Origin of the sequence: Pseudomonas sp. VA159-2 (assembly GCF_024126635.1) — a bacterium.
Taxonomy (GTDB): Bacteria; Pseudomonadota; Gammaproteobacteria; order Pseudomonadales; family Pseudomonadaceae; genus Aquipseudomonas; species Aquipseudomonas muyukensis.
The window spans coordinates 1-18,644 of the sequence record NZ_JAMYBV010000014.1 but is presented as its reverse complement, the minus strand read 5'-3'; the positions used below and the strand labels follow the sequence as shown (position 1 = coordinate 18,644).

The 18,644-nt window shown below is 65.6% G+C and carries 12 protein-coding genes and 2 tRNA genes; 7 read left to right on the top strand and 7 right to left on the bottom strand.

Annotated elements, in window-relative coordinates; translation table 11 throughout:
- Positions 1 to 95: 95 nt before the first annotated feature.
- Positions 96 to 1,028, bottom strand: a complete 933-nt coding sequence (gene pcaQ, locus NJG22_RS15160; RefSeq protein ID WP_253095617.1) for a pca operon transcription factor PcaQ — start codon at positions 1,026 to 1,028, stop codon at positions 96 to 98.
- Between the two features lie 136 nt (positions 1,029 to 1,164).
- On the opposite strand from pcaQ, the gene NJG22_RS15155 reads away from it, so the two are divergent.
- Genes NJG22_RS15155 through NJG22_RS15145 form a run of 3 tightly spaced genes read left to right on the top strand, consistent with a single transcriptional unit; the run spans position 1,165 to position 6,664 of the window.
- A complete protein-coding gene (locus NJG22_RS15155; protein WP_253095616.1) occupies positions 1,165 to 1,590 on the top strand; it encodes a DcrB-related protein in 426 nt (141 codons plus the stop codon).
- A 20-nt stretch (positions 1,591 to 1,610) separates the two neighbouring features.
- Positions 1,611 to 6,086, top strand: coding sequence for an RHS repeat-associated core domain-containing protein (locus NJG22_RS15150; RefSeq protein ID WP_253095615.1), 4,476 nt, complete (start codon positions 1,611 to 1,613; stop codon positions 6,084 to 6,086).
- A gap of 2 nt (positions 6,087 to 6,088) precedes the next feature.
- Positions 6,089 to 6,664, top strand: coding sequence for an SMI1/KNR4 family protein (locus NJG22_RS15145; RefSeq protein ID WP_253095614.1), 576 nt, complete (start codon positions 6,089 to 6,091; stop codon positions 6,662 to 6,664).
- Positions 6,665 to 6,678: 14 nt separating this feature from the next.
- Here the strand turns inward: NJG22_RS15145 and nirD are convergent, their stop codons facing one another.
- The 3 genes from nirD to NJG22_RS15130 all read right to left on the bottom strand — a co-directional run bounded on the left by nirD (position 6,679) and on the right by NJG22_RS15130 (position 13,880).
- A complete protein-coding gene (nirD, locus tag NJG22_RS15140) occupies positions 6,679 to 7,041 on the bottom strand; it encodes a nitrite reductase small subunit NirD (RefSeq protein ID WP_253095612.1) in 363 nt (120 codons plus the stop codon).
- Complete coding sequence (nirB, locus tag NJG22_RS15135) at positions 7,041 to 9,593, bottom strand: nitrite reductase large subunit NirB (RefSeq protein WP_253095610.1); 2,553 nt, start codon at positions 9,591 to 9,593, stop codon at positions 7,041 to 7,043. The genes nirD and nirB overlap by 1 nt, the downstream gene beginning before the upstream one ends.
- A 318-nt stretch (positions 9,594 to 9,911) precedes the next feature.
- Positions 9,912 to 13,880 (bottom strand): bifunctional nitrate reductase/sulfite reductase flavoprotein subunit alpha, encoded by a 3,969-nt coding sequence (locus NJG22_RS15130; protein ID WP_253095608.1) that lies wholly within the window; start codon positions 13,878 to 13,880, stop codon positions 9,912 to 9,914.
- Between the two features lie 292 nt (positions 13,881 to 14,172).
- Here NJG22_RS15130 and NJG22_RS15125 point away from each other — a divergent pair, with 292 nt between their 5' ends.
- Complete coding sequence (locus tag NJG22_RS15125; protein ID WP_134689341.1) at positions 14,173 to 14,376, top strand: ParD-like family protein; 204 nt, start codon at positions 14,173 to 14,175, stop codon at positions 14,374 to 14,376.
- Complete coding sequence (gene map / locus NJG22_RS15120) at positions 14,373 to 15,158, top strand: type I methionyl aminopeptidase (protein ID WP_253095606.1); 786 nt, start codon at positions 14,373 to 14,375, stop codon at positions 15,156 to 15,158. Before NJG22_RS15125 ends, map begins: the two co-directional genes overlap by 4 nt.
- A gap of 145 nt (positions 15,159 to 15,303) precedes the next feature.
- Here the strand turns inward: map and NJG22_RS15115 are convergent.
- Positions 15,304 to 15,380 (bottom strand) — tRNA-Asp (locus tag NJG22_RS15115).
- A gap of 13 nt (positions 15,381 to 15,393) precedes the next feature.
- A tRNA-Val gene (locus NJG22_RS15110) sits at positions 15,394 to 15,469 on the bottom strand.
- A gap of 215 nt (positions 15,470 to 15,684) precedes the next feature.
- Between NJG22_RS15110 and rdgC the strand changes: the two genes are divergently transcribed.
- On the top strand, positions 15,685 to 16,605 hold the full coding sequence (gene rdgC, locus NJG22_RS15105; protein ID WP_134689345.1) for a recombination-associated protein RdgC: 921 nt from the start codon (positions 15,685 to 15,687) through the stop codon (positions 16,603 to 16,605).
- A 276-nt stretch (positions 16,606 to 16,881) separates the two neighbouring features.
- Positions 16,882 to 17,769 carry a LysR family transcriptional regulator gene (locus tag NJG22_RS15100; protein WP_253095604.1) on the top strand — a complete coding sequence of 296 codons (888 nt, stop codon included), beginning with the start codon at positions 16,882 to 16,884 and terminating at the stop codon, positions 17,767 to 17,769.
- Here the strand turns inward: NJG22_RS15100 and NJG22_RS15095 are convergent.
- Positions 17,757 to 18,524 (bottom strand): AraC family transcriptional regulator, encoded by a 768-nt coding sequence (locus NJG22_RS15095; RefSeq protein ID WP_253095602.1) that lies wholly within the window; start codon positions 18,522 to 18,524, stop codon positions 17,757 to 17,759. The two genes, NJG22_RS15100 and NJG22_RS15095, sit on opposite strands and share 13 nt — an antisense overlap.
- Positions 18,525 to 18,644 lie beyond the last annotated feature (120 nt).

Here is an 18,644-nt window from a genome sequence, read left to right as displayed (position 1 = left end):
GGTTGTTCATGATCGCGCTTGCAGCCAATGGCCAGTATTGATGGCTTCGCCAGGGTTTGCCGGGAGATTTTCAACACCAAGGCACCTGCGCAGCTTCAAGGGTATCCACCCAGCCGATACTCCTGCGCCACCTCGCGCAATACCTCGCACACCCACTGCGCCGCCAGGCCCTGGGGCACCGCCGCGTTGCGACAGATGCCCACCGAGCCCCCCGGCTCACGCACCCCGAGGTCAAGTTCGGCCAGCTCGCCGCGCCCCAGGTCGATCAGCACCGCATCGCGCGGCGCCACCCACACCGCGTCGCTGCCCAGCACATAACGCCGGCTCAGCGCCAGCGACAGCGTTTCCAGGCGTTGCGCCGCCACGCCGATCCCGCCTTGCACGAACAGGCTGTCGGCATGCTGGCGAATGGTCGTTCCCGGCGGCGGCAACACCTGTGCGTACTGCCCTACCAGCCCCCGCTCGACCGGCTGGCGCGCCAGCAACGGATGCCCGGGGCGCACCACCAGGGCCATCGATTCGCTGTACAGGTGCTCGAACGACAACCCCTGGATGCGCGGGCTGTCGGTCATGCGCCCGACCACCAGCTCCAGCTCGCCCACATGCAACTGCCCCAGCAACTGCGCGCTGACCCCGGTAACCACGCTGATCACCAAGGCTTCATGGCGCTGATGCAGGCGGCACAGCACCTCGGGCATCAAGAGGCCCTCGACCGTGGACAACACGCCGATCCGCACCTGCGACGGCTGCAAGGCCTCGCCGCGCACGCTGCCAACGCCCTCGCGCAGGGCGTGCACGCTGGGCCCGGCATAACGCAAGAAGCGCGTACCGGCCGCGGTCAACGACACGCCCTGGCGGCCGCGCTCGAACAGCCGGGTCTCGAGCAACCCCTCGAGTTCCTTGAGCGTCTTGGAAATCGCCGGCTGGCTGATCGCGAGCACATCGGCGGCCCTGGCCAGGCTGCCCTGCCGGGCAATCTCCAGGAAGCACAACAGGTGGCGGAACTTGATGCGGGTATCGAGGTTCATGCCTGGCAGTGTATCCGCGCGCCGGGCCTGCAAGCCATGCCGATTCGGTGACTTGCGTCACTCGGCGCCGGCCACGCCCTTGCAGGCAAGGCGCCGAAGCTTTAGCGTGTGCCGCCTCAACGCATGGAGCAGCGCTATGGCCGCCTACCTGACCCAGGACTTGGTCCTGGACCTGGGCGATGAAACGCCCGAAGACACCAGCATGAACATGCTCGCTTTCCGCGAACGCGGCACCAGCCTGGTAATCGCCCGCAGCCCGCTGCCAGAGGGGCAGACCCTGGAAAGCCTGTACCAGCAGCAACTGGCGCAACTGCGCGAACGCCTTGCAGCGGTCATCAGCGAGCCACAGCCGGTCAGCGCCGGTGTGGCCCGCGACATCCACGGCCTGGAAACCAGCCTGCAGTTCAAGCGTGGAGATGTGGTTTCCTACCAGCGCCAGTTGGCTTACGCGCCTGCCGGCCAAGCCCGTTTCGTCGCGGTGAGCTACAGCAAGCAAACACCGCTGGAGCCCGCTGACCTAGCCCATTGGGAAGCAATCAAGGCTGGTTTGCGACTGAACTGACCCCCTTTCAGAGATGGCTCATGGATGACAGCCTGCACGCCGCCCGCCAGGGCGATCTGATCCTGCACCCGCCGTTGATGGCCGATTTGGTCAGCGCAGTCAGCGAGGCGGTCATCTACGCGGCTGCCACGGCGGCCGTGGCCGCCGCGATTGGCGGTGCCGTGGTGGCCGTAGTCGGAACTGGCGGCGCCGCCGCGGCGCTGACGCCCTTGATCGCCGGCGCGCTGGTCGGCGCTGCAGCCATGCTGCCCGGCGGGGAGGAAAAGAGCCTGGGTGATCGCGTCAGCCAGTTCAGCGACTGGCTGGGCGGGGCGATGTTCCCACCAGAACCACATGGCCGGATCGAGACCGGCTCGGGCAACACGCGCATCAACGGCAAGCTGGCCGCGCGCGCCGCAGGCATCAGCACCGGGCCGGCCGGTGATGCCGAACCAGCACCGCAGCCGTCGTTCCTCGAGACCGTCGGCGGCTACGCCATGACGGCCGGCATGCTGCTCATGCCGGTGCTGGGACTCGCCTCGGCCATCAACGATATCTTCAACCCCCCCATCAGCACGCCGGCCGATGCCAACACCGAGCCCCGTCCGCTGGACAAGGTCACGTGTAAAAAGCACCCGCCAATGCCAGAGCAGTTTCTCGCGCAAGGCTCGGACAAGGTCTTCATCAATGGCCAGCCCGCCTCCAGGGTCGGCGATAAAAGCACCTGCGACGGCCCTGTGGGCATGACCTTCTCGCCGGATGTACGCATCGGCGGCAAAACCATGACCGTACGCGATATTCGTGATGGCAAGAGCGCACTGGCGAAAATCGTCGGCATAGTGGCCGGCATGCTGCTGTCACGCAAGATGAAAGGCGGGTGCAGCGTAGGCAACCCGGTGATGCCCTCCAGCGGCAGCAAGACCCAGGCAGGCCCCGAGGATCTCGATTTCAGCTTGCCGGGTTTGCTGTCGATCGAGTGGCAACGCAGCTACGACAGCGACGACCTGCGCGAGCACGGCTTGTTCGGCAAAGGCTGGAGCGTGCCATACGAAGCGTACATCGAGCGTATCGATCACCCCGAAGGCGGTGAACTGTGGGTTCACATCGACGAGCAAGGCGTGCGCATGGAACTGGGCCGCCTCGCCACAGGCAGCGCCTTCGTCAGCGTGCTCGATGGGCGCGCGTTCTTTCAGCTGGAAGCAGGCCTGACGATCGTCGAAGACATCAACAGCGGCCAGTACCAAGTGTTCCAGACCGACCCACGGGTGCCTCGACGCTCGCGCTTGGTCAAGGTAGGCGATCGCAATCTGAACATGCTCGATCTGCTGTATGACGAGCGCGGTCGCCTGCAGTACCTGGCCGACACCCACGGGCGCACGTGCATCGAGCTGCACTACGACGCCGCGCATCCTGAACGCGTCGGCGAAGTCCAGCGCCTGCTGCTGGCAAGCGGTGCGGACTTTGTCGTGCAACAGCGCGAAACCCTGGCCAGCTACCAGTACACCGCGCATGGCCAACTGGCGGTGGTGGTGGACTCCACAGGCCGGCAGGTTCGCCGATTCAGCTACACAGACGAAGGTTTGATGGCCAGCCACACCCTGGCCAGCGGCGCAGTACGCCATTATGCCTGGGCCCGCTTCGAGGTCCCGCGACAAGGTCCAAGCCCGAAGCGCCTAGACGGTACGCCGTACGCGCTGCCTGTGGTGCTGGAGGCCCAGCCACGTCATCAGTGGCGGGTTGTACGGCACTGGGGCAGCGACGGCGAACACTATGAGCTGAGCTACGACCTCGAGCTAGGCCACACCCAGGTTCGCGATAGCCTTGGCCGCGAGGAGCATTACTTTTGGGGGCCACTGGCCGAGGTCTATCGTCACATCGATGCCTTGGGCAACATCTGGCAATGGGACATGGTGGCTGGCCAAGTTCTGCGCAGGATCGATCCCCTTGGCCGGGAACACCACTATAGCTATGACAATCTCGGTCGGCTGATTGCCATACGCGACCCACTGGGCCGAGTCCAGAGCTGCACCTATACCGAACACTGGGCGCTGCCGGTAAGCCTGACCGATAGCGCAGGCCATACCCTGCGCATCAGCTACGATCGTCACGGCAACCCACTTAGCGTGCGTGACCCACTGGGCCGCGAAACCCAATACCAGCACGACAGCCATGGACGCTTGGTGCAGATCACCGACGCCCAGGGCCGGCAACGGCAGCTGAGCTGGAACGATCGCGGGCAGCTAACGGCCGAGCGTGATTGCTCCGGCCAGCTCACCACCTATAGATACGATGCGCGCGGACACCTGAGCGATACCAGCAACGCGCGCGGCGAACGCAACCGCTTCGAGCACGATGCACGGGGCCACTTGCGGCTGTGGCAGCACCCCGATGGCCGCCAGGAGCATTATGACTTCGATGCAGCCGGGCAACTTGTGCGTCATCGCGACCCAGCAGGCCAGGTCACGCAATGGCGCTACGATGCCAGCGGCCGAGTGACCGAACGCATAGACGCCATTGGCCTGGCGATCGGCTTCAGCTACGACGCCTTCGGCCGTATTTTGCAAGTGCGCAACCAGAACGGTGAACACTACCACTTCGCCTGGGATGCGCTCGACCGCGTCAGTAGCCAACGCAACCTCGATGGCAGTGGCTACAGTTTCAGCTATGCCGCCACGGGTGAGCCGACCCGCATCTTGCAGTATCCAACCCAGGAAGCGGAGCCAGCCATGCCCGGCAGCCCGCCGGAGCTTGACGCCGCAATATTGCAGCAAAGCTTCGAGTACGACGCCAGTGGCCGCTGCATACGCAAAACGACCGCCGATGGCGTAACAGACTATGCCTGGGACAGCGCCGACAACCTTGTGCAAATCGTCTTTGCCGATCTGCACGGCACCACCGAGCAACTGCATTTCGCTTATGACGCACTCGGGCAGCTCTGCACGGAAACCTGTGGCGACGGTCAACTGCACTACCTGCACGATGAACTAGGCAACCTGCAGAGCCTGCTCCTCCCCGATCAGCGCCGCATCAATCACCTCTACTACGGCAGCGGTCATCTGCATCAGCTCAACCTGGATGGCCGGGTGATCTGTGACTTCGAACGCGACGAACTGCACCGTGAGGTATTGCGCACCCAGGGCCGGTTGCTGACCCGTAGCCGCTATGACAGTTGCGGCCGCCTGCTGCAACGGAGCCTGCATGCCCCTGAGCGCCCCTCCCAGGCCATGGCGCTGCTGCAGAAGGACTACCAATACGACGCCGCCGACAATCTGATCGCCGAGCTGTTTACCCAGAGCTCGCAGGTCACAGGCCAAACCATGCCAGGCCAGCCAATGCTCGGAGCACTGGGCGGTTTCAGCCTGCGCACCAGCGTCGGCTATGACCTGGGACCTACCGAGCGCGTGCATGGCGTACGCCGACACCAGCGCGATCGACCCACCCAGCAGGTGCAGACCTACGCCTATGATGGTGCCGATAACCTGCTGGACGGCTACCGGCTCAAGGGCCATGTGCTCCACGACCGGCTCAAGGTCTACCAGGACAAGCACTATCGTTACGACCGCCATGGCCGTTTGAGCGAAAAACGCAGCGGCCGTCATTTGCTGCAACGTTTCGAATACGATGCCGAACACCGTGTCGTACGCATTCATCAGCAGCGCGGGAGCGTGCATGAACGCATCGAGTTCACCTACGATCCGCTAGGGCGTCGCACGCACAAGGCGCTGTACCGCAACGACCACCCGACGCCGGTGAGCCAGAGCACATTCCTCTGGCAGGGGCTGCGCCTGCTGCAGGAGTGTCAGGACGGCCAGCCCTGTCTGTATCTCTATGCCGACAGCGAGAGCCACGAGCCGCTGGCCAGGCTGGATGGCGCTGCCGGCCACGAGCAGGTGCGCTACTTCCACCTCAACCTGGCAGGGCTACCGGAGCAAATGACCGATGAGGCCGGCGACAGCCTGTGGCACGCCACCTGCCAAGCCTGGGGCGCACAAGAAGAGGAATGGCATGCCCCCCACACCCGTGTCAGGCAGAACCTTCGCTTGCAGGGCCAGTACCTGGACCGCGAAACCGGGCTGCACTACAACACCTTCAGGTACTACGACCCTGATATCGGCCGCTTCACCCAGCCCGATCCCATCGGACTGCGGGGTGGGCTGAACCTTTACCGTTATGCCGCCAATGCCCTGACCTGGATCGACCCGCTGGGGTTGGCGTGCTACCGCAATATCTACTTCAATGCCTTCCCGCGAATGAAAAAATTCATCGGCAAACTGAAGTTGGAGGTCCATCACCGCATCCCCCAGATGTACATCGGCGCCGGCAAGCTGTTCCCCGAGTCGATGCGTACGTCGCTTTCCAACCTGCAGGGCTTGCCACGCCACATCCACCGCAAGGTGGTTTCGCCGATGTGGACGGCATTTCGCAAGCAGCACCCCAAGCCCACGCGCGCGCAGGTGGTGAAGAAAGCGATGGAAATCGACAAAGTTGTCAGCGAACACATCAACAAGGTGAATTAGGCATGAAAGTACTGGTAGACAGGCTCGCGCTGCTGGCCGAGCGTCATCCCAAGATCAAGCTGTATCGCGGCCAGGGCGCCATGGTGGTGCTCAAGAACATGGGCAAGGTAACCGGTGGCCTCGACCGCCAGTACCAGGCTTTTCTCACCGAAACCAACGGCGCGTCGGTTCTCGATTACTGCTTCCTCGGCTTCAAGAATCCTGAGCTGGGGCTGAACCTGTACGACAACATCATGGAAATCTGGGCGCTGGACAGCCTCCTGGCGATGAAATTCTGGGCTTTCGCCGGCACCAGCACCGGCGAAAGCTTTGGCTACCTGGCACGCAAGAACGCCCACGGCTCGCACTTCATCGGCCTGTATCGCGAAAGCCAACCCGAAACCGTCACGGTGATCGCCTCATCATTCGAGTATTTTCTCGCCGCGTTCATCGACAAGGTCGAAACCCTGCTGGCCACGGGTGCTGATACCTATTGGCTGCCAGACGACGCCTGGGCCGTACCCAACCCGGCCGACACGGAGCTGGCCAGCTACCTCGACGCCAATGGCGCCAGCCATTACCCACTTGACCAGGATTGAGCCACCCTGCAGATTCAGGCGCGGGACAATTCAACCTGCTCGCTCTGGATCCGCACCCGCCAAACCGGCAGCGCCTGGCCTGGATCCTCCAGGCAGCTGCCATTACGCAGCGAGAAATGCTGTTTGTACAAAGGCGACGCGACAACGGGCTCACCCTGCAGACTGGCCAGCAATCCGCGCCCGATGACATTCGCACCGGAACGCGGATCACGGTTGCCGACGGCATAGATCGCCTGCGCCTGCCCCGGCAGATAGAACAACGCCACCTGCTCGCCGGCATGCCACACCACCACCCCCGAGTCGGCCACCAGGTCATGGGCAGCGCACACGCTGTGCCAGGTGGTTTGCGCTTGCACAGCCTTGTTGCTCTGGTTCATCACACAGCCTCCTCATGGGTCGGAATCAGCTGCAGCGGCGTCGCCGGACGGCGCTGGCCGCGTTCGCGGACGAAGTGCACGTCGGGGTCGGCGCGCTGGTCATTGACGAAGGTACGGAAGCGCTTGAGTTTTTCCGGGTCGCTCAAGGCGTTGGCCCATTCGCACTCGTACTGCTCGACCACATGCTGCATCTGCGCCTCGAGTTCGCTGGCCAGGCCCAGGCTGTCGTCGATCACCACCTGCTTGAGGTAGTCCAGGCCGCCCTCGAGGTTTTCCCGCCACACCGAGGTGCGCTGCAGCTTGTCGGCGGTACGGATGTAGAACATCAGCAGGCGGTCGATCAGCCGTACCAGGGTCTGCTCGTCCAGGTCGGTGGCGAACAGCTCGGCGTGGCGCGGGCGCATGCCGCCATTGCCGCACACATAGAGGTTCCAGCCCTTGTCGGTGGCGATCACGCCGATGTCCTTGCTCTGCGCCTCGGCGCATTCGCGGGTGCAGCCGGACACCGCGAACTTGAGCTTGTGCGGCGCGCGCAGGCCCTTGTAGCGGTCCTCCAGGCGCAGGGCCATGGCCACACTGTCCTGCACGCCGTAGCGGCACCAGGTGCTGCCGACGCAGGACTTCACCGTGCGCGTCGACTTGCCGTAGGCGTGGCCGGTTTCAAAGCCGGCGGCGATCAGTTCGCCCCAGATCAGCGGCAACTCGTGCAACTGCGCGCCGAACAGGTCGATGCGCTGGCCGCCGGTGATCTTGGTGTAGAGGTCATATTTTTTCGCCACCTGGCCGATCACGATCAGCTTGTCGGGGGTGATCTCGCCGCCGGGAATGCGCGGCACCACCGAGTAGGTGCCGTTCTTCTGCATGTTGGCCATGAAGGTGTCGTTGGTGTCCTGCAGCGGCACCAGGGCCGGGTCCATGATCGGCTGGTTCCAGCACGAGGCGAGGATATTGCCCACCGCCGGCTTGCAGATGTCGCAGCCGACAGGGCCCTGGCCATGGCGGGCGAGCAGGTCGCCGAAGGTGCGGATGCCTTCGACCCGCACCAGGGCATAGAGCTCCTGGCGGGTGTAGGCGAAGTGCTCGCACAGGCTTTTGTCCACGCTCACGCCGCGGGCGCTCAGCGCGTGCTCGACCACCTGCTTGAGCAGTGCCGCGCAGCCACCGCAACCGCTGGCGGCCTTGGTGCAGGCCTTGACCGCGGCCAGGTCGCCACAGCCGCCGTCGATGGCCGCGCACACCGCGCCCTTGCTGACGTTGTGGCATGAGCAGATGGTCGCGGCAGCAGGCAAGGCATCGGCGCCCAGGGCGGGCGCGCCGCCTCCTTGGGGCAGGATCAAGGTGGCCGGGTCGGCCGGCAGCTTGATGCCGTTCTGGGCGTACTGCAGCAAGGTGTCGTAGTAGCTGTTGTCGCCCACCAGCACGGCGCCGAGCACCTGCTTGCCGCTGGCATCCACCACCAGCCGCCGGTACGAGCCACTGGCCTCGTCGATGAAGCGGTAGCTGCGCGCGCCCGGCGTGGCGCCCTGGGCATCGCCGATCGAGCCGACATCGACGCCCAGCAGCTTGAGCTTGGTCGACATGTCGGCGCCACTGAACCCGCTCGGCGCCTCGCCCATCAGCCATGCCGCCAAGGTGCGCGCCATGGCGTAGCCCGGGGCGACCAGGCCGAACACGCTGCCGTTCCACGAAGCGCATTCGCCGATGGCGAAGATCCGCGGGTCGCTGGAACGGCAGTGGTTGTCGATCACCACGCCGCCGCGGGCGGCGACCGCCAGGCCACAGGCGCGGCCGAGGGCGTCCTGCGGGCGGATACCGGCGGAGAACACCACCAGGTCGGTTTCCAGGTGCTCGCCGCCGTCGAAGTTCATCCGGTAGCGGTACTGCTCGCCTGCGCTGATCGACTGGGTGGCGCGGGCCAGGTGCACGCCGACGCCCAGCGCCTCGATGCGCGCGCGCAACGCCGCGCCGCCTTCGCCGTCGAGTTGCACCGGCATCAAGCGTGGGGCGAACTCCACCACATGGGCCTCCAGGCCCAAGGACTTGAGGGCGTTGGCCGCCTCCAGGCCAAGCAGGCCGCCGCCGACCACCACGCCACGACGGGCACCGCTGGCGGCGGCGCGAATCGCATCGAGGTCGTCGAGGGTGCGATAGACCAGCCGCGCATGGCCGCTGGAGCCCTCGATGGGCGGCACGAACGGGTAGGAGCCGGTAGCCAGGATCAACTGCTCATAGCCGTAGCGGCCTGCGTCGGTGACCAGCTCCTGGCGCTGGCGGTCGATCGCCACTACCGCCTCGCCCAGGTGCAGGTGCACGCCGTTGTCCGGGTAGTAGCCCGGCGCGCACAGGGCCAGGGTTTCGGCGCACCTGCCGGTGAAGTACTCCGACAGGTGGACCCGGTCGTAGGCGCGCTGGCGTTCTTCGCCGAACACATGCAGTTCGAAGCGGGCCAGGGCGCCGCGCTCGATCAATTGCTCGACACAGTGATGGCCGACCATGCCATTGCCGACGATGACCAGTCGCGGTCGTTGTGCCTCGTTCGCTGTTGCCTGCATAGCCGATCCTCGCTCACGGAAAACGCAAAAAGGCGCCTGGAGCCGAAGCTCCAGGCGCCTTTGCCTGTACTCATCAGTTGAGTGCCCTGGACGATCGCCGTTGACCGGTGGGCTGTTGTAGCGGGATCAAAGCAGGGACTGTGCCAATTGCCCTGCCCGCTCATGCACCGCGGCGCCTGGTTCGCCAACAAGGCTGGCGCCTACCGGCAACAGGTGCTGCAAACCGGTCGCAGTGGGCCTTGCCGACAAACACCGGCACAGCCCGTACTATCCAGGCGCTTGAACCAGCCTGGTGCAACGCTCACCAGGCTGGTGCACTCAATACACATCGCGCCGATAGCGCTTGTCCCGCGCCAAGGCCTCGACATAAGCCCGCGCCGCCTCGTCAGCCATGCCGCCGTGCTCGGCCACCACCTGGCGCAGGGCCGCGTCGACATCCTTGGCCATGCGCTGGGCATCGCCACAGACATAGACCACCGCCCCCGCCTCGAGCCACCGCCACAGCTCGGCGCCGTGCGCCAGCAGGCGCTGCTGCACGTAGACCTTGTCATCCTGGTCGCGGGAGAACGCCGTGCTCAGGCGCAGGTGCCCGCTCGCTGCCCAGGCCTGCAACTGTTCGCGGTAATAGAAATCGCAGGCGCCGTGCTGCTCGCCGAAGAACAGCCAATTGCCACCGCTCGCCCGGCGCTGTTCGCGTTCCTGGAGAAAACCGCGAAACGGCGCGATACCGGTGCCGGGGCCAATCATGATGATCGGCGTGGCATCGTCCTGCGGTAAGCGAAAGTGCTTCGACGGTTGCGGGAAAATCGCCACCTCCAGGGCCGTCGCCCGGTCGGCGAGGAAGGTCGAGCACACGCCCTTGCGCGCCCCGTAGCGCACGGTGGCGACGGTCAGGTGCACCTGGTCCGGATGGGCCAAGGGGCTGGAGCTGATCGAGTACAGCCGCGGCTGCAAGGGCTTGAGCAATGCCAGCCAGCGGGCCAGGGGCAAACGCTGGGGGAACGCCTGCAGGACATCGGCCAGCTGCCGCCCCAACAGCCAGTCCTTGAGCTCGCTACTGCACTCGGGCCGCAACAAACGCCGCAGGCCCTCGGCCTGCTCGGCGAACACCTCGAGCAGCGGCCGATTGACCTGGGTGATGTCCAGGTGGCGCTCCAGCGCGCTGCGCAGCGCCATCGGCGCCTGGCCCTGGAGTTCGACCTGGGCCTGGCCATCGAGCGCCATCAAGGCCAGCAGCTCATCGACCAGGTCCGGGCAATTGCGCGGCCATACCCCCAGGGCGTCGCCAGGCTGGTAGCTCAGGCCGCTGCCGCGCAGGTCGAACACCAGTTGCCGCGTCTCCTTGCTCGACCCCGGGCCATTGAGCAAGCGGTTCTCCAGCACCGGCGCCAACCAGGGCTGATGCTTGCCGATGCGGGTTGGCGGCGGCGCCACGGCAGGTGCCAGCGCGCTACCGCCCAGCTGCGGCAGCAAGGCATCCAGCCAGGCGGTGAACGCCGCTTCGCAATCGGGCTCGCAATCGACCCGCGCCAGCAGGCGCCGGGCACCGAGGTCGGCCAGGCGCTGGTCGAGCTTGCGGCCGAAACCGCAGAACTGCTCATAGCTCGAATCCCCCAGGGCCAGCACGGCATAAGGCACGCTGGCGCAGCGGCTGCCCTGCTCTTGCTGCAGCGCCTGCCAGAATGCCGCGCCACTGTCCGGCGCCTCGCCATCGCCGAAGGTACTGGCGATCAGCACCAGGCTGGCAGCGCCCTGCAGTTGTGCCGGGTGAATGGCCTCCATGCAACTGAGCGCCACGGCCAATCCCGCCTCGCGCAAACGCTGCGCGCAGCGCTCGGCCAGGCCCTCGCCGTTGCCGGTCTGCGAGGCCCACAGCACATGATGCCGAGGGGCCTCGGCGGTGCTCCCCGGCGTAGCCTGCGCCGGGCTGAACAGGCCCGCCAGCAGGCCGTCGACGAACAGCCGCCGGGCCGGCGCCAACGGCGCGCCGGGTGGCAGGCTGGGCACGCCGAGGCGTTGCCCCTGGTCAAGGCCAAGCAGAAAGCCTTGCAGGTAGTGGCGCTCGTCTTCGGCCAACACCGGGGCCGGCAACGCCTCCAGGCCAAGCAGGCGGGACAGGGTGGCAGTGGGCATGGTCGCAGGCTCCGGCTGGCTCAGGTCGAGGGCCTCGATACGTTCGCCGGCCAGCCGTTCAAGGGCCACGGCGCAGTGCTTGAAGGCCGGTTGCAGGGAAATCGGGTCGACCGCGTCGCAGGTCAGCGCATTGATCGCCAGGCCCTCGCCGTACAGGTCGTTCCAGTGAAACGGCACAAAACAGTTGCCGGGCTGCACCCGATCGCTGAGCCGTGCCGGCAGCCGCGCCTGGCCACGGCGCGAGCGCAACCCCACCTGGTCCTTGTCGTGAATGCCCAGGCGCAGTGCGTCGCTGGGGTGGATCTCGACGAAGGGGCCGGGCGCGAGCTTGTTCAGGCTGGCCACCTTGCCGGTCTTGGTCAGGGTGTGCCATTGGTGCTGCACCCGGCCGGTATTGAGCACGAAGGGGAAGGCATCGTCGGGCAGCTCCGCCGCTGGCAACCAGGGCCGGGCGAAGAACTGCGCCTTGCCGCTGGGCGTGGGAAACACCAGCGCCCCCTCGCTGACATAGCGCAGCGGGCTGCGGTCGTCCTCGCGCCCTGGCGCACTCGGCCATTGCCGCGGCCCCTGGCGCAGGTCGGCATAGCCGATACCGCGCAGGTCGTAGCCGCTGGCTGGGTTGTAAAAACGGCGTATTTCGTCGTACACCGCCTCGGCGTCGGGGTAGTCGAACGCCTGCGCATAGCCCATGGCACTGGCCACCCGGGCGATCAGGCGCCAATCCTCCAGGCTCTCGCCGGGCGGCTCGACCGCCCGCGGCGCCAGGGTCAGGTTGCGCTCGCTGTTGATCATCACCCCATCGCCCTCGGCCCACAGCGCCGCCGGCAGGAGGATGTCGGCGTAGCGCTGGGTCTCGGTGTCGAGGAAGGCATCCTGGCTGATCACCAATTGCGCCTGGCGCAGGCCGTCGATCACCTGCTGGCGATTGGCGACGCTGGCCACCGGGTTGCTGCAGATGATCCAGCAGGCCTTCACCTCGCCGCGCTGCATCTGCTCGAACAACGCCACCGTGCCCTCCCCGCCCTCGCTGCGCAAGGTGCCGGCCGGCAGTTGCCATTGCCGCTCGACGAAGGCGCGGTCGCCGGCCTCCAGCGCCGAGCGCTGGCCGGGCAACCCTGGGCCCATGTAGCCCATCTCGCGCCCGCCCATGGCATTGGGCTGGCCGGTCAGCGAGAACGGGCCGCTGCCAGGCCGGCAGATGGCGCCCGTGGCCAGGTGCAGGTTGCACAGCGCGTTGCTGTGCCAGGTGCCGTGGATACTCTGGTTCAGGCCCATGGTCCAGCAGCTCATCCACGCCCCGGCCTCGCCGATCAGCCGCGCGGCCTCGCGGATCGCGGCGGGGTCCAGGCCGGTGATGGCGGCGACCCGGTCGGGGGTGTAGTCCTCGAGAAAGGCCGGCATGGCCTCCCAGCCTTCGGTGTGCCGGGCGATGAACCCGGCATCGGTGTGACCATTGGCGTGCAGCAGGTGCAGCAGGCCGTTGAGCAGTGCCAGGTCGGTGCCCGGGCGCAGCGCCAGGAACAGGTCGGCCTTGTCGGCGGTGGCGGTGCGCCGGGGGTCGACGACGATCAGCTTGGCCCCAGCCTTGAGCCGGTCGAGCAGGCGCAGGAACAGGATCGGATGACAATCGGCCATGTTCGCGCCGATCACCAGGAACACTTCGGCCCGCTCGAAATCCTGGTAGCTGCCGGGCGGCCCGTCGGCACCCAGCGACTGCTTGTAGCCACTGCCGGCGCTGGCCATGCACAACCGCGAGTTGGACTCGATGTGGCGAGTGCGGATGAAGCCCTTGGCCAGCTTGTTGGCCAGGTACTGGGCTTCCAGCGACATCTGCCCGGAAACATACAGCGCCAGCGCGTCGGCGCCATGGCTGTCGATGATCTCGCGCAGCCGCCGCGCCGCCTCGGCGATGGCCTGGTCGAGGCTGCTGCGCACCGGCTCCTGGTTGCGCTCGCGGCGCACGAAAGCCTGGCCCATGCGCCCGCTGGCCAGCGGGATGTGGGCGGTCAGGCCCTTGGTGCACAACCGGCCGAAATTGCTCGGGTGCTGTTTGTCGCCGCTGACCTTGGTCACCTTGCCGGCGCTGACGCTCATGACGATACCGCACCCCACCCCGCAATACGGGCAGACACTGCGCACCTCGCTGCTGCTCATCGGCGTTCTCCTGCACGAACGACAAAGGCGCCGGTTGCTCCCGCTTGGCTGATCGCAAGCAGGGCAACACGGCGCCTTCGTCGTGATAAAAGGAGCCATCGACGTTGATGGCCCGTATGCAGGACATCGAGCAAAAGCCGGGCCATCTCTTGGCCACGCCGCAACCATGCGGCAGCGCGCGGCCTGGGCGATTGCCCATGCACCACGCCAGGGAGCGCTGCACCAGCGGGTGGCATGAACCGCGCCACGACTATATGATTCGCATACGTTTCATATAAACAGGTAAAGCACCATGGGCATCGTCAAGATCGCCGACGACCTCCACGAAGACCTGCGCGTGGCCAGCGCCGCACTGTCGCGCTCGATCAACGCCCAGGCCGAACACTGGATCCGCCTCGGCATGCTCGCCGAGCTGCACCCACAGGCCACCTACCAGGAACTGCTACGCCAACTGCTGCGCCAGGAGCAAGCCAACCTCAAGGAATTGCTGCGATGAGCCAGGTCATCCTCAAGAACGCCGCGCAACTGGCGCTGATGCGACGCGCCGGCCAGTTGCTGGCACAGGTGTTCGCCGACCTCGACGGTTTCATCCGCCCCGGCGTGACCACGATGCAAATCAACGATCGCGCCGAAGCCTTCATCATCGAGCAGCTCAAGGCGCGCCCGGCGAGCAAGGGCCAGTACGGCTTTCCCTATGCGCTGAACACCTCGGTGGACCATGTGGTCTGCCACGGCATGCCCAAGGCCGACGAGGTGCTGGGCGAGGGCTCCATCGTCAATGTCGACATCACCCTGGAACAAGGTGGCTACATCGCCGATTCGTCGAAGATGTACGCCATCGGCCAGATCGACGACCAGGCCCGGCGGCTGGTCGACACCACCTACGCGGCCTTATGGAAAGGCATCGAACAGGTTCGCCCCGGCGCCACCCTCGGCGATATCGGCCATGCCATCCAGGCCCATGCCGAGGCGGCGGGCTACAGCGTGGTGCGCGAATACTGCGGGCATGGCATCGGCACCCAGATGCACGAAGCGCCCGAAGTGCTGCACTACGGGCAACGGGGCATGGGCCTGGCACTGCAAGCGGGCATGGTGTTCACCATCGAGCCGATGATCAACCAGGGCGGGCGCGGTACCCGTGGCCTGCGCGATGGCTGGACGGTGATCACCCGCGACCACAGCCTGTCGGCACAGTGGGAGCACACCGTGGCGGTGACCGAAACCGGCTATGAGGTGCTGACGTTGCGCGAGGAAGAGCGGCTGGGCACAAAGCCCTGAGAGAGAGTGCCTGGGGGCTGCCGGCTGGGATGCCTTGGCATCAGCCCCCAACACAGCCTGCAGAAACGGCAGGCACAAAAAAAGCGACCTTAAGGTCGCTTTCTCTGTTGCTTCCGGGTGTTCAGTGGGCCCTGGAAGCTAAATATGGCGCGGCGGACGGGACTCGAACCCGCGACCCCCGGCGTGACAGGCCGGTATTCTAACCGACTGAACTACCGCCGCGCTATACATCGAGTGGTGGGTGATGACGGGATCGAACCGCCGACCCTCTGCTTGTAAGGCAGATGCTCTCCCGGCTGAGCTAATCACCCTTCGTCTCGGTGTGGCGCGCATTCTACGGAGGGCCTGCCACCCTGGCAAGCACTTTTTTAAACTTTTTTAAAAAAAATTCCCAGGCCTTTCAAAGACCTAGCAATGCCGGGTGTTTCTTCCTCTCTATAAGGTGCTGGCCGTATGACAGGGTTGGCCTTCAACCGCCGCTCGGAGAATAATGCCCGCCTTATGTATTAAGGAGAGATCCCCCCTCATGTGGTTCAAGAACCTGCTGTCCTATCGCCTGACCCAGGAAGTCCCCTTCGAGGCGCAAGCCCTGGAAACCGCCCTGGCCAGCAAGCCGGCCCGCCCCTGCGCCAGCCAGGAACTGACCACCTACGGTTTCGTCGCACCGTTCGGCAAGGGCGCGGACGCCCCGCTGGTGCACGTCAGCGGCGAGTTCATGCTGATCGCCGCCCGTAAGGAAGAACGCATCCTGCCCAGCAGCGTGGTCAACGATGCGGTCAAGGAGAAGGTCGAGGAAATCGAGACCGAGCAGATGCGCAAGGTCTATAAGAAGGAGCGCGACCAGATCAAGGACGAGATCATCCAGGCATTCCTGCCGCGTGCGTTCATCCGCCGCTCGATGATCTTCGCCGCCATCGCCCCGCGCCTGGGCATGATCCTGGTCAACTCGGCCAGCGCCAAGCGCGCCGAAGACCTGCTGTCGACCCTGCGTGAAGTGATCGGCTCGCTGCCGGTGCGCCCGGCCACGGTGAAGATCGCGCCGAGCGCGACCATGACCGATTGGGTCAAGTCGCAGCAGGCCGCCGAGGGCTTCTATGTGCTCGACGAATGTGAACTGCGCGACACCGCCGAAGATGGCGGCATCGTTCGCTGCAAGCGCCAGGACCTGACCGGCGAGGAAATCCAGCTGCACCTGAGCACCGGCAAGGTGGTCACCCAGCTGGCCCTGGCCTGGCAGGACAAGCTGTCGTTCGTGCTCGACGACAAGATGGTGATCAAGCGCCTGAAGTTCGAGGAGCTGCTCCAGGAGCAGGCCGAACAGGACGGGGGCGACGAGGCGCAACAGCAGTTCGACGCCAGCTTCACCCTGATGATGATGACCTTCACCGAGTTCCTGCCGCTGCTGTTCGAGGCCCTGGGTGGCGAAGAGATCCCGCAGGGGGTCTGATTGCGGGTGCGCTTCCCGTAGGGGCCTGGCCGGCGAATTCTGGCAGCGCGCTGCCTGGTTCGCCGCCTTGTGGGTGCTGCTGTCGACCTGGTTCAGGCGCATGCAAGCGCCCATCGTGGCCGAACAGCCAGCGCCTGCGCCATGACCTGCGCCGGCGCTGGCCTCGCCGGCAGGGGCAGGTGCAAGCCGAGCTGGGCCGGCGATTTTGCCATCAATGATTAGCCAGATGCTTCACTGTTGGTTAAGGTCATCACACCTTGCAACCCAGGCCGCCCCATGGACATCAAACAGCTCAAGTTCCTCATCGCCCTCGACCAGACCCGCCACTTCGGCCAGGCTGCGGCGCTGTGCCATATCACCCAGCCGACCCTGTCCATGCGCCTGCGCAACCTCGAGGACGAACTCGACCTGGTGCTGGTCAAGCGTGGCCAGCGCTTCGAAGGCTTCACCGAGGCCGGCGAGCGCATCCTGGCCTGGGCCCGCACCTTGCTCGCCGCCCATGACGGCCTGCAGGCCGAGGCCGCCAGCTGCCGCGGCCAGGTGGTCGGCAGCCTGCGCCTGGGCACCGTGCCGCTGGCCAGCTTCAACCCGATGGCGTTGCTGATGCCGCTGCGCGAAAAATACCCCGAGCTGCACTTCCAGCTGTCGTCGCTGAGCTCCGAACAGGTCATCGATGGCCTGAGCCGCAACCAGCTCGACCTGGGCATTTGCTACCTCGACCAGGTCAACACCAGTTTCTTCGAGGTGATCGAGCTGAGCACCACCACCATGGGCCTGCTGCACGACACCCGGCATTTCCGGTTCGAGACCGAGTCCCTGCGCTGGGACGACCTCGGCGAGCTACCGCTGGGCCTGCTGAGCAAGGGCATGCACTACCGCCAGTCGCTGGACCTGAGCTTGCGCAGCCGGGGCCTGGAACCCAATGCCGTGCTCGAGAGCGACTCGACCTTCCAGTTGATCCAGGCAATCAATACCGGCCTGTGCTGCGCGATCATGCCGCTCGATTGCGGGCTGGAAGAATTGAGCCAGCACATGCGCATCATCCCCGTGCAGGACGCCAGCATCCATAGCCCGATCGGCCTGCTGCTGCGCCGCAGCGAACCCCGCTCGGCCATCGCCGAGCAGTGTTTCGACGAGGCAAAAGCCCTGTTTCAGTCTTCCTGAGCCGTCGCCTGCCGATACTGGCGCGGGGTGAAGCCGGTCAGTTGCTTGAACTGCCGGCTGAAGGCGCTGTGGTCGGTGTAGCCGCAGCGCAGGGCGACCTCGATGATCGGCAGGTCGCTGTGCAGCAACTGATGGGCATGCTCCAGACGCGCCTTGTGGATCATCTGCCGCGGCGTGAGGTGGAAGACTTTCTTGCAATAGCGCTCCAGCTGCGCCACCGAGATGCCGGCGATGCGGGTCAGCTCGCCCAGGCTGATCGGCTGGTGGAAGTGCTGACGGATGTGTTCGTCCACCGCCGCCAGGCGCTGGTAGGCGGGGTGGCTGTCGGCGGCTGATTGCAGGTCGACCGAGATGCCGACCAGGCCGATGATTTCGCCCAGCTGGTTGTACAGCGGGCGCTTGTGGGTCAGGCACCAACCGGGCTCGCGGCTGCCGTACAGGTGCAGCTCCAGCTGGTCTTCAAGTACCAGCCCTTCCTTGAGCACACGACGGTCCTGCTCGGTATAGCCGGGGCCCAGCTGTGCCGGAAACACTTCGGCGCTGGTCTTGCCCAGCAGCGGTTGCAGGCGTTTTAGGCCGCAGCGCTGGACCAGCGTGTTGTTGGCCAGCACGTAGCGGGCGGCCGGGTCCTTGATGAAGATGGCGGCGTTGGGGATGGCGTCAAGGATCGGCAGCAGCAGCGACACACTGGCCAGCAGCGCCTCGAGGGTGGCGGGGCGGAGCTGGTCGAGGGCTGCCAGGGGGTTGTCGGTCATCTGTCGGCTCATTGTAGGAGCGGCCTTGTGTCGCGAAAGGGGAGGGTGTCAGAAATTTTGTGTTCGGGCATAACATGAGTAAGAGGTGCATGTATGCCAACCAAAAAGAAACCCCTGCGT

Excerpts from the sequence above, each read along its gene's own strand:
- pcaQ (WP_253095617.1), bottom strand. The coding sequence starts at position 1,028 with ATGAACCTCGATACCCGCATCAAGTTCCGCCACCTGTTGTGCTTCCTG.
- NJG22_RS15155 (WP_253095616.1), top strand. The coding sequence starts at position 1,165 with ATGGCCGCCTACCTGACCCAGGACTTGGTCCTGGACCTGGGCGATGAA.
- NJG22_RS15150 (WP_253095615.1), top strand. The coding sequence starts at position 1,611 with ATGGATGACAGCCTGCACGCCGCCCGCCAGGGCGATCTGATCCTGCAC.
- NJG22_RS15145 (WP_253095614.1), top strand. The coding sequence starts at position 6,089 with ATGAAAGTACTGGTAGACAGGCTCGCGCTGCTGGCCGAGCGTCATCCC.
- nirD (WP_253095612.1), bottom strand. The coding sequence starts at position 7,041 with ATGAACCAGAGCAACAAGGCTGTGCAAGCGCAAACCACCTGGCACAGC.
- nirB (WP_253095610.1), bottom strand. The coding sequence starts at position 9,593 with ATGCAGGCAACAGCGAACGAGGCACAACGACCGCGACTGGTCATCGTC.
- NJG22_RS15130 (WP_253095608.1), bottom strand. The coding sequence starts at position 13,880 with ATGAGCAGCAGCGAGGTGCGCAGTGTCTGCCCGTATTGCGGGGTGGGG.
- NJG22_RS15125 (WP_134689341.1), top strand. The coding sequence starts at position 14,173 with ATGGGCATCGTCAAGATCGCCGACGACCTCCACGAAGACCTGCGCGTG.
- map (WP_253095606.1), top strand. The coding sequence starts at position 14,373 with ATGAGCCAGGTCATCCTCAAGAACGCCGCGCAACTGGCGCTGATGCGA.
- rdgC (WP_134689345.1), top strand. The coding sequence starts at position 15,685 with ATGTGGTTCAAGAACCTGCTGTCCTATCGCCTGACCCAGGAAGTCCCC.
- NJG22_RS15100 (WP_253095604.1), top strand. The coding sequence starts at position 16,882 with ATGGACATCAAACAGCTCAAGTTCCTCATCGCCCTCGACCAGACCCGC.
- NJG22_RS15095 (WP_253095602.1), bottom strand. The coding sequence starts at position 18,524 with ATGACCGACAACCCCCTGGCAGCCCTCGACCAGCTCCGCCCCGCCACC.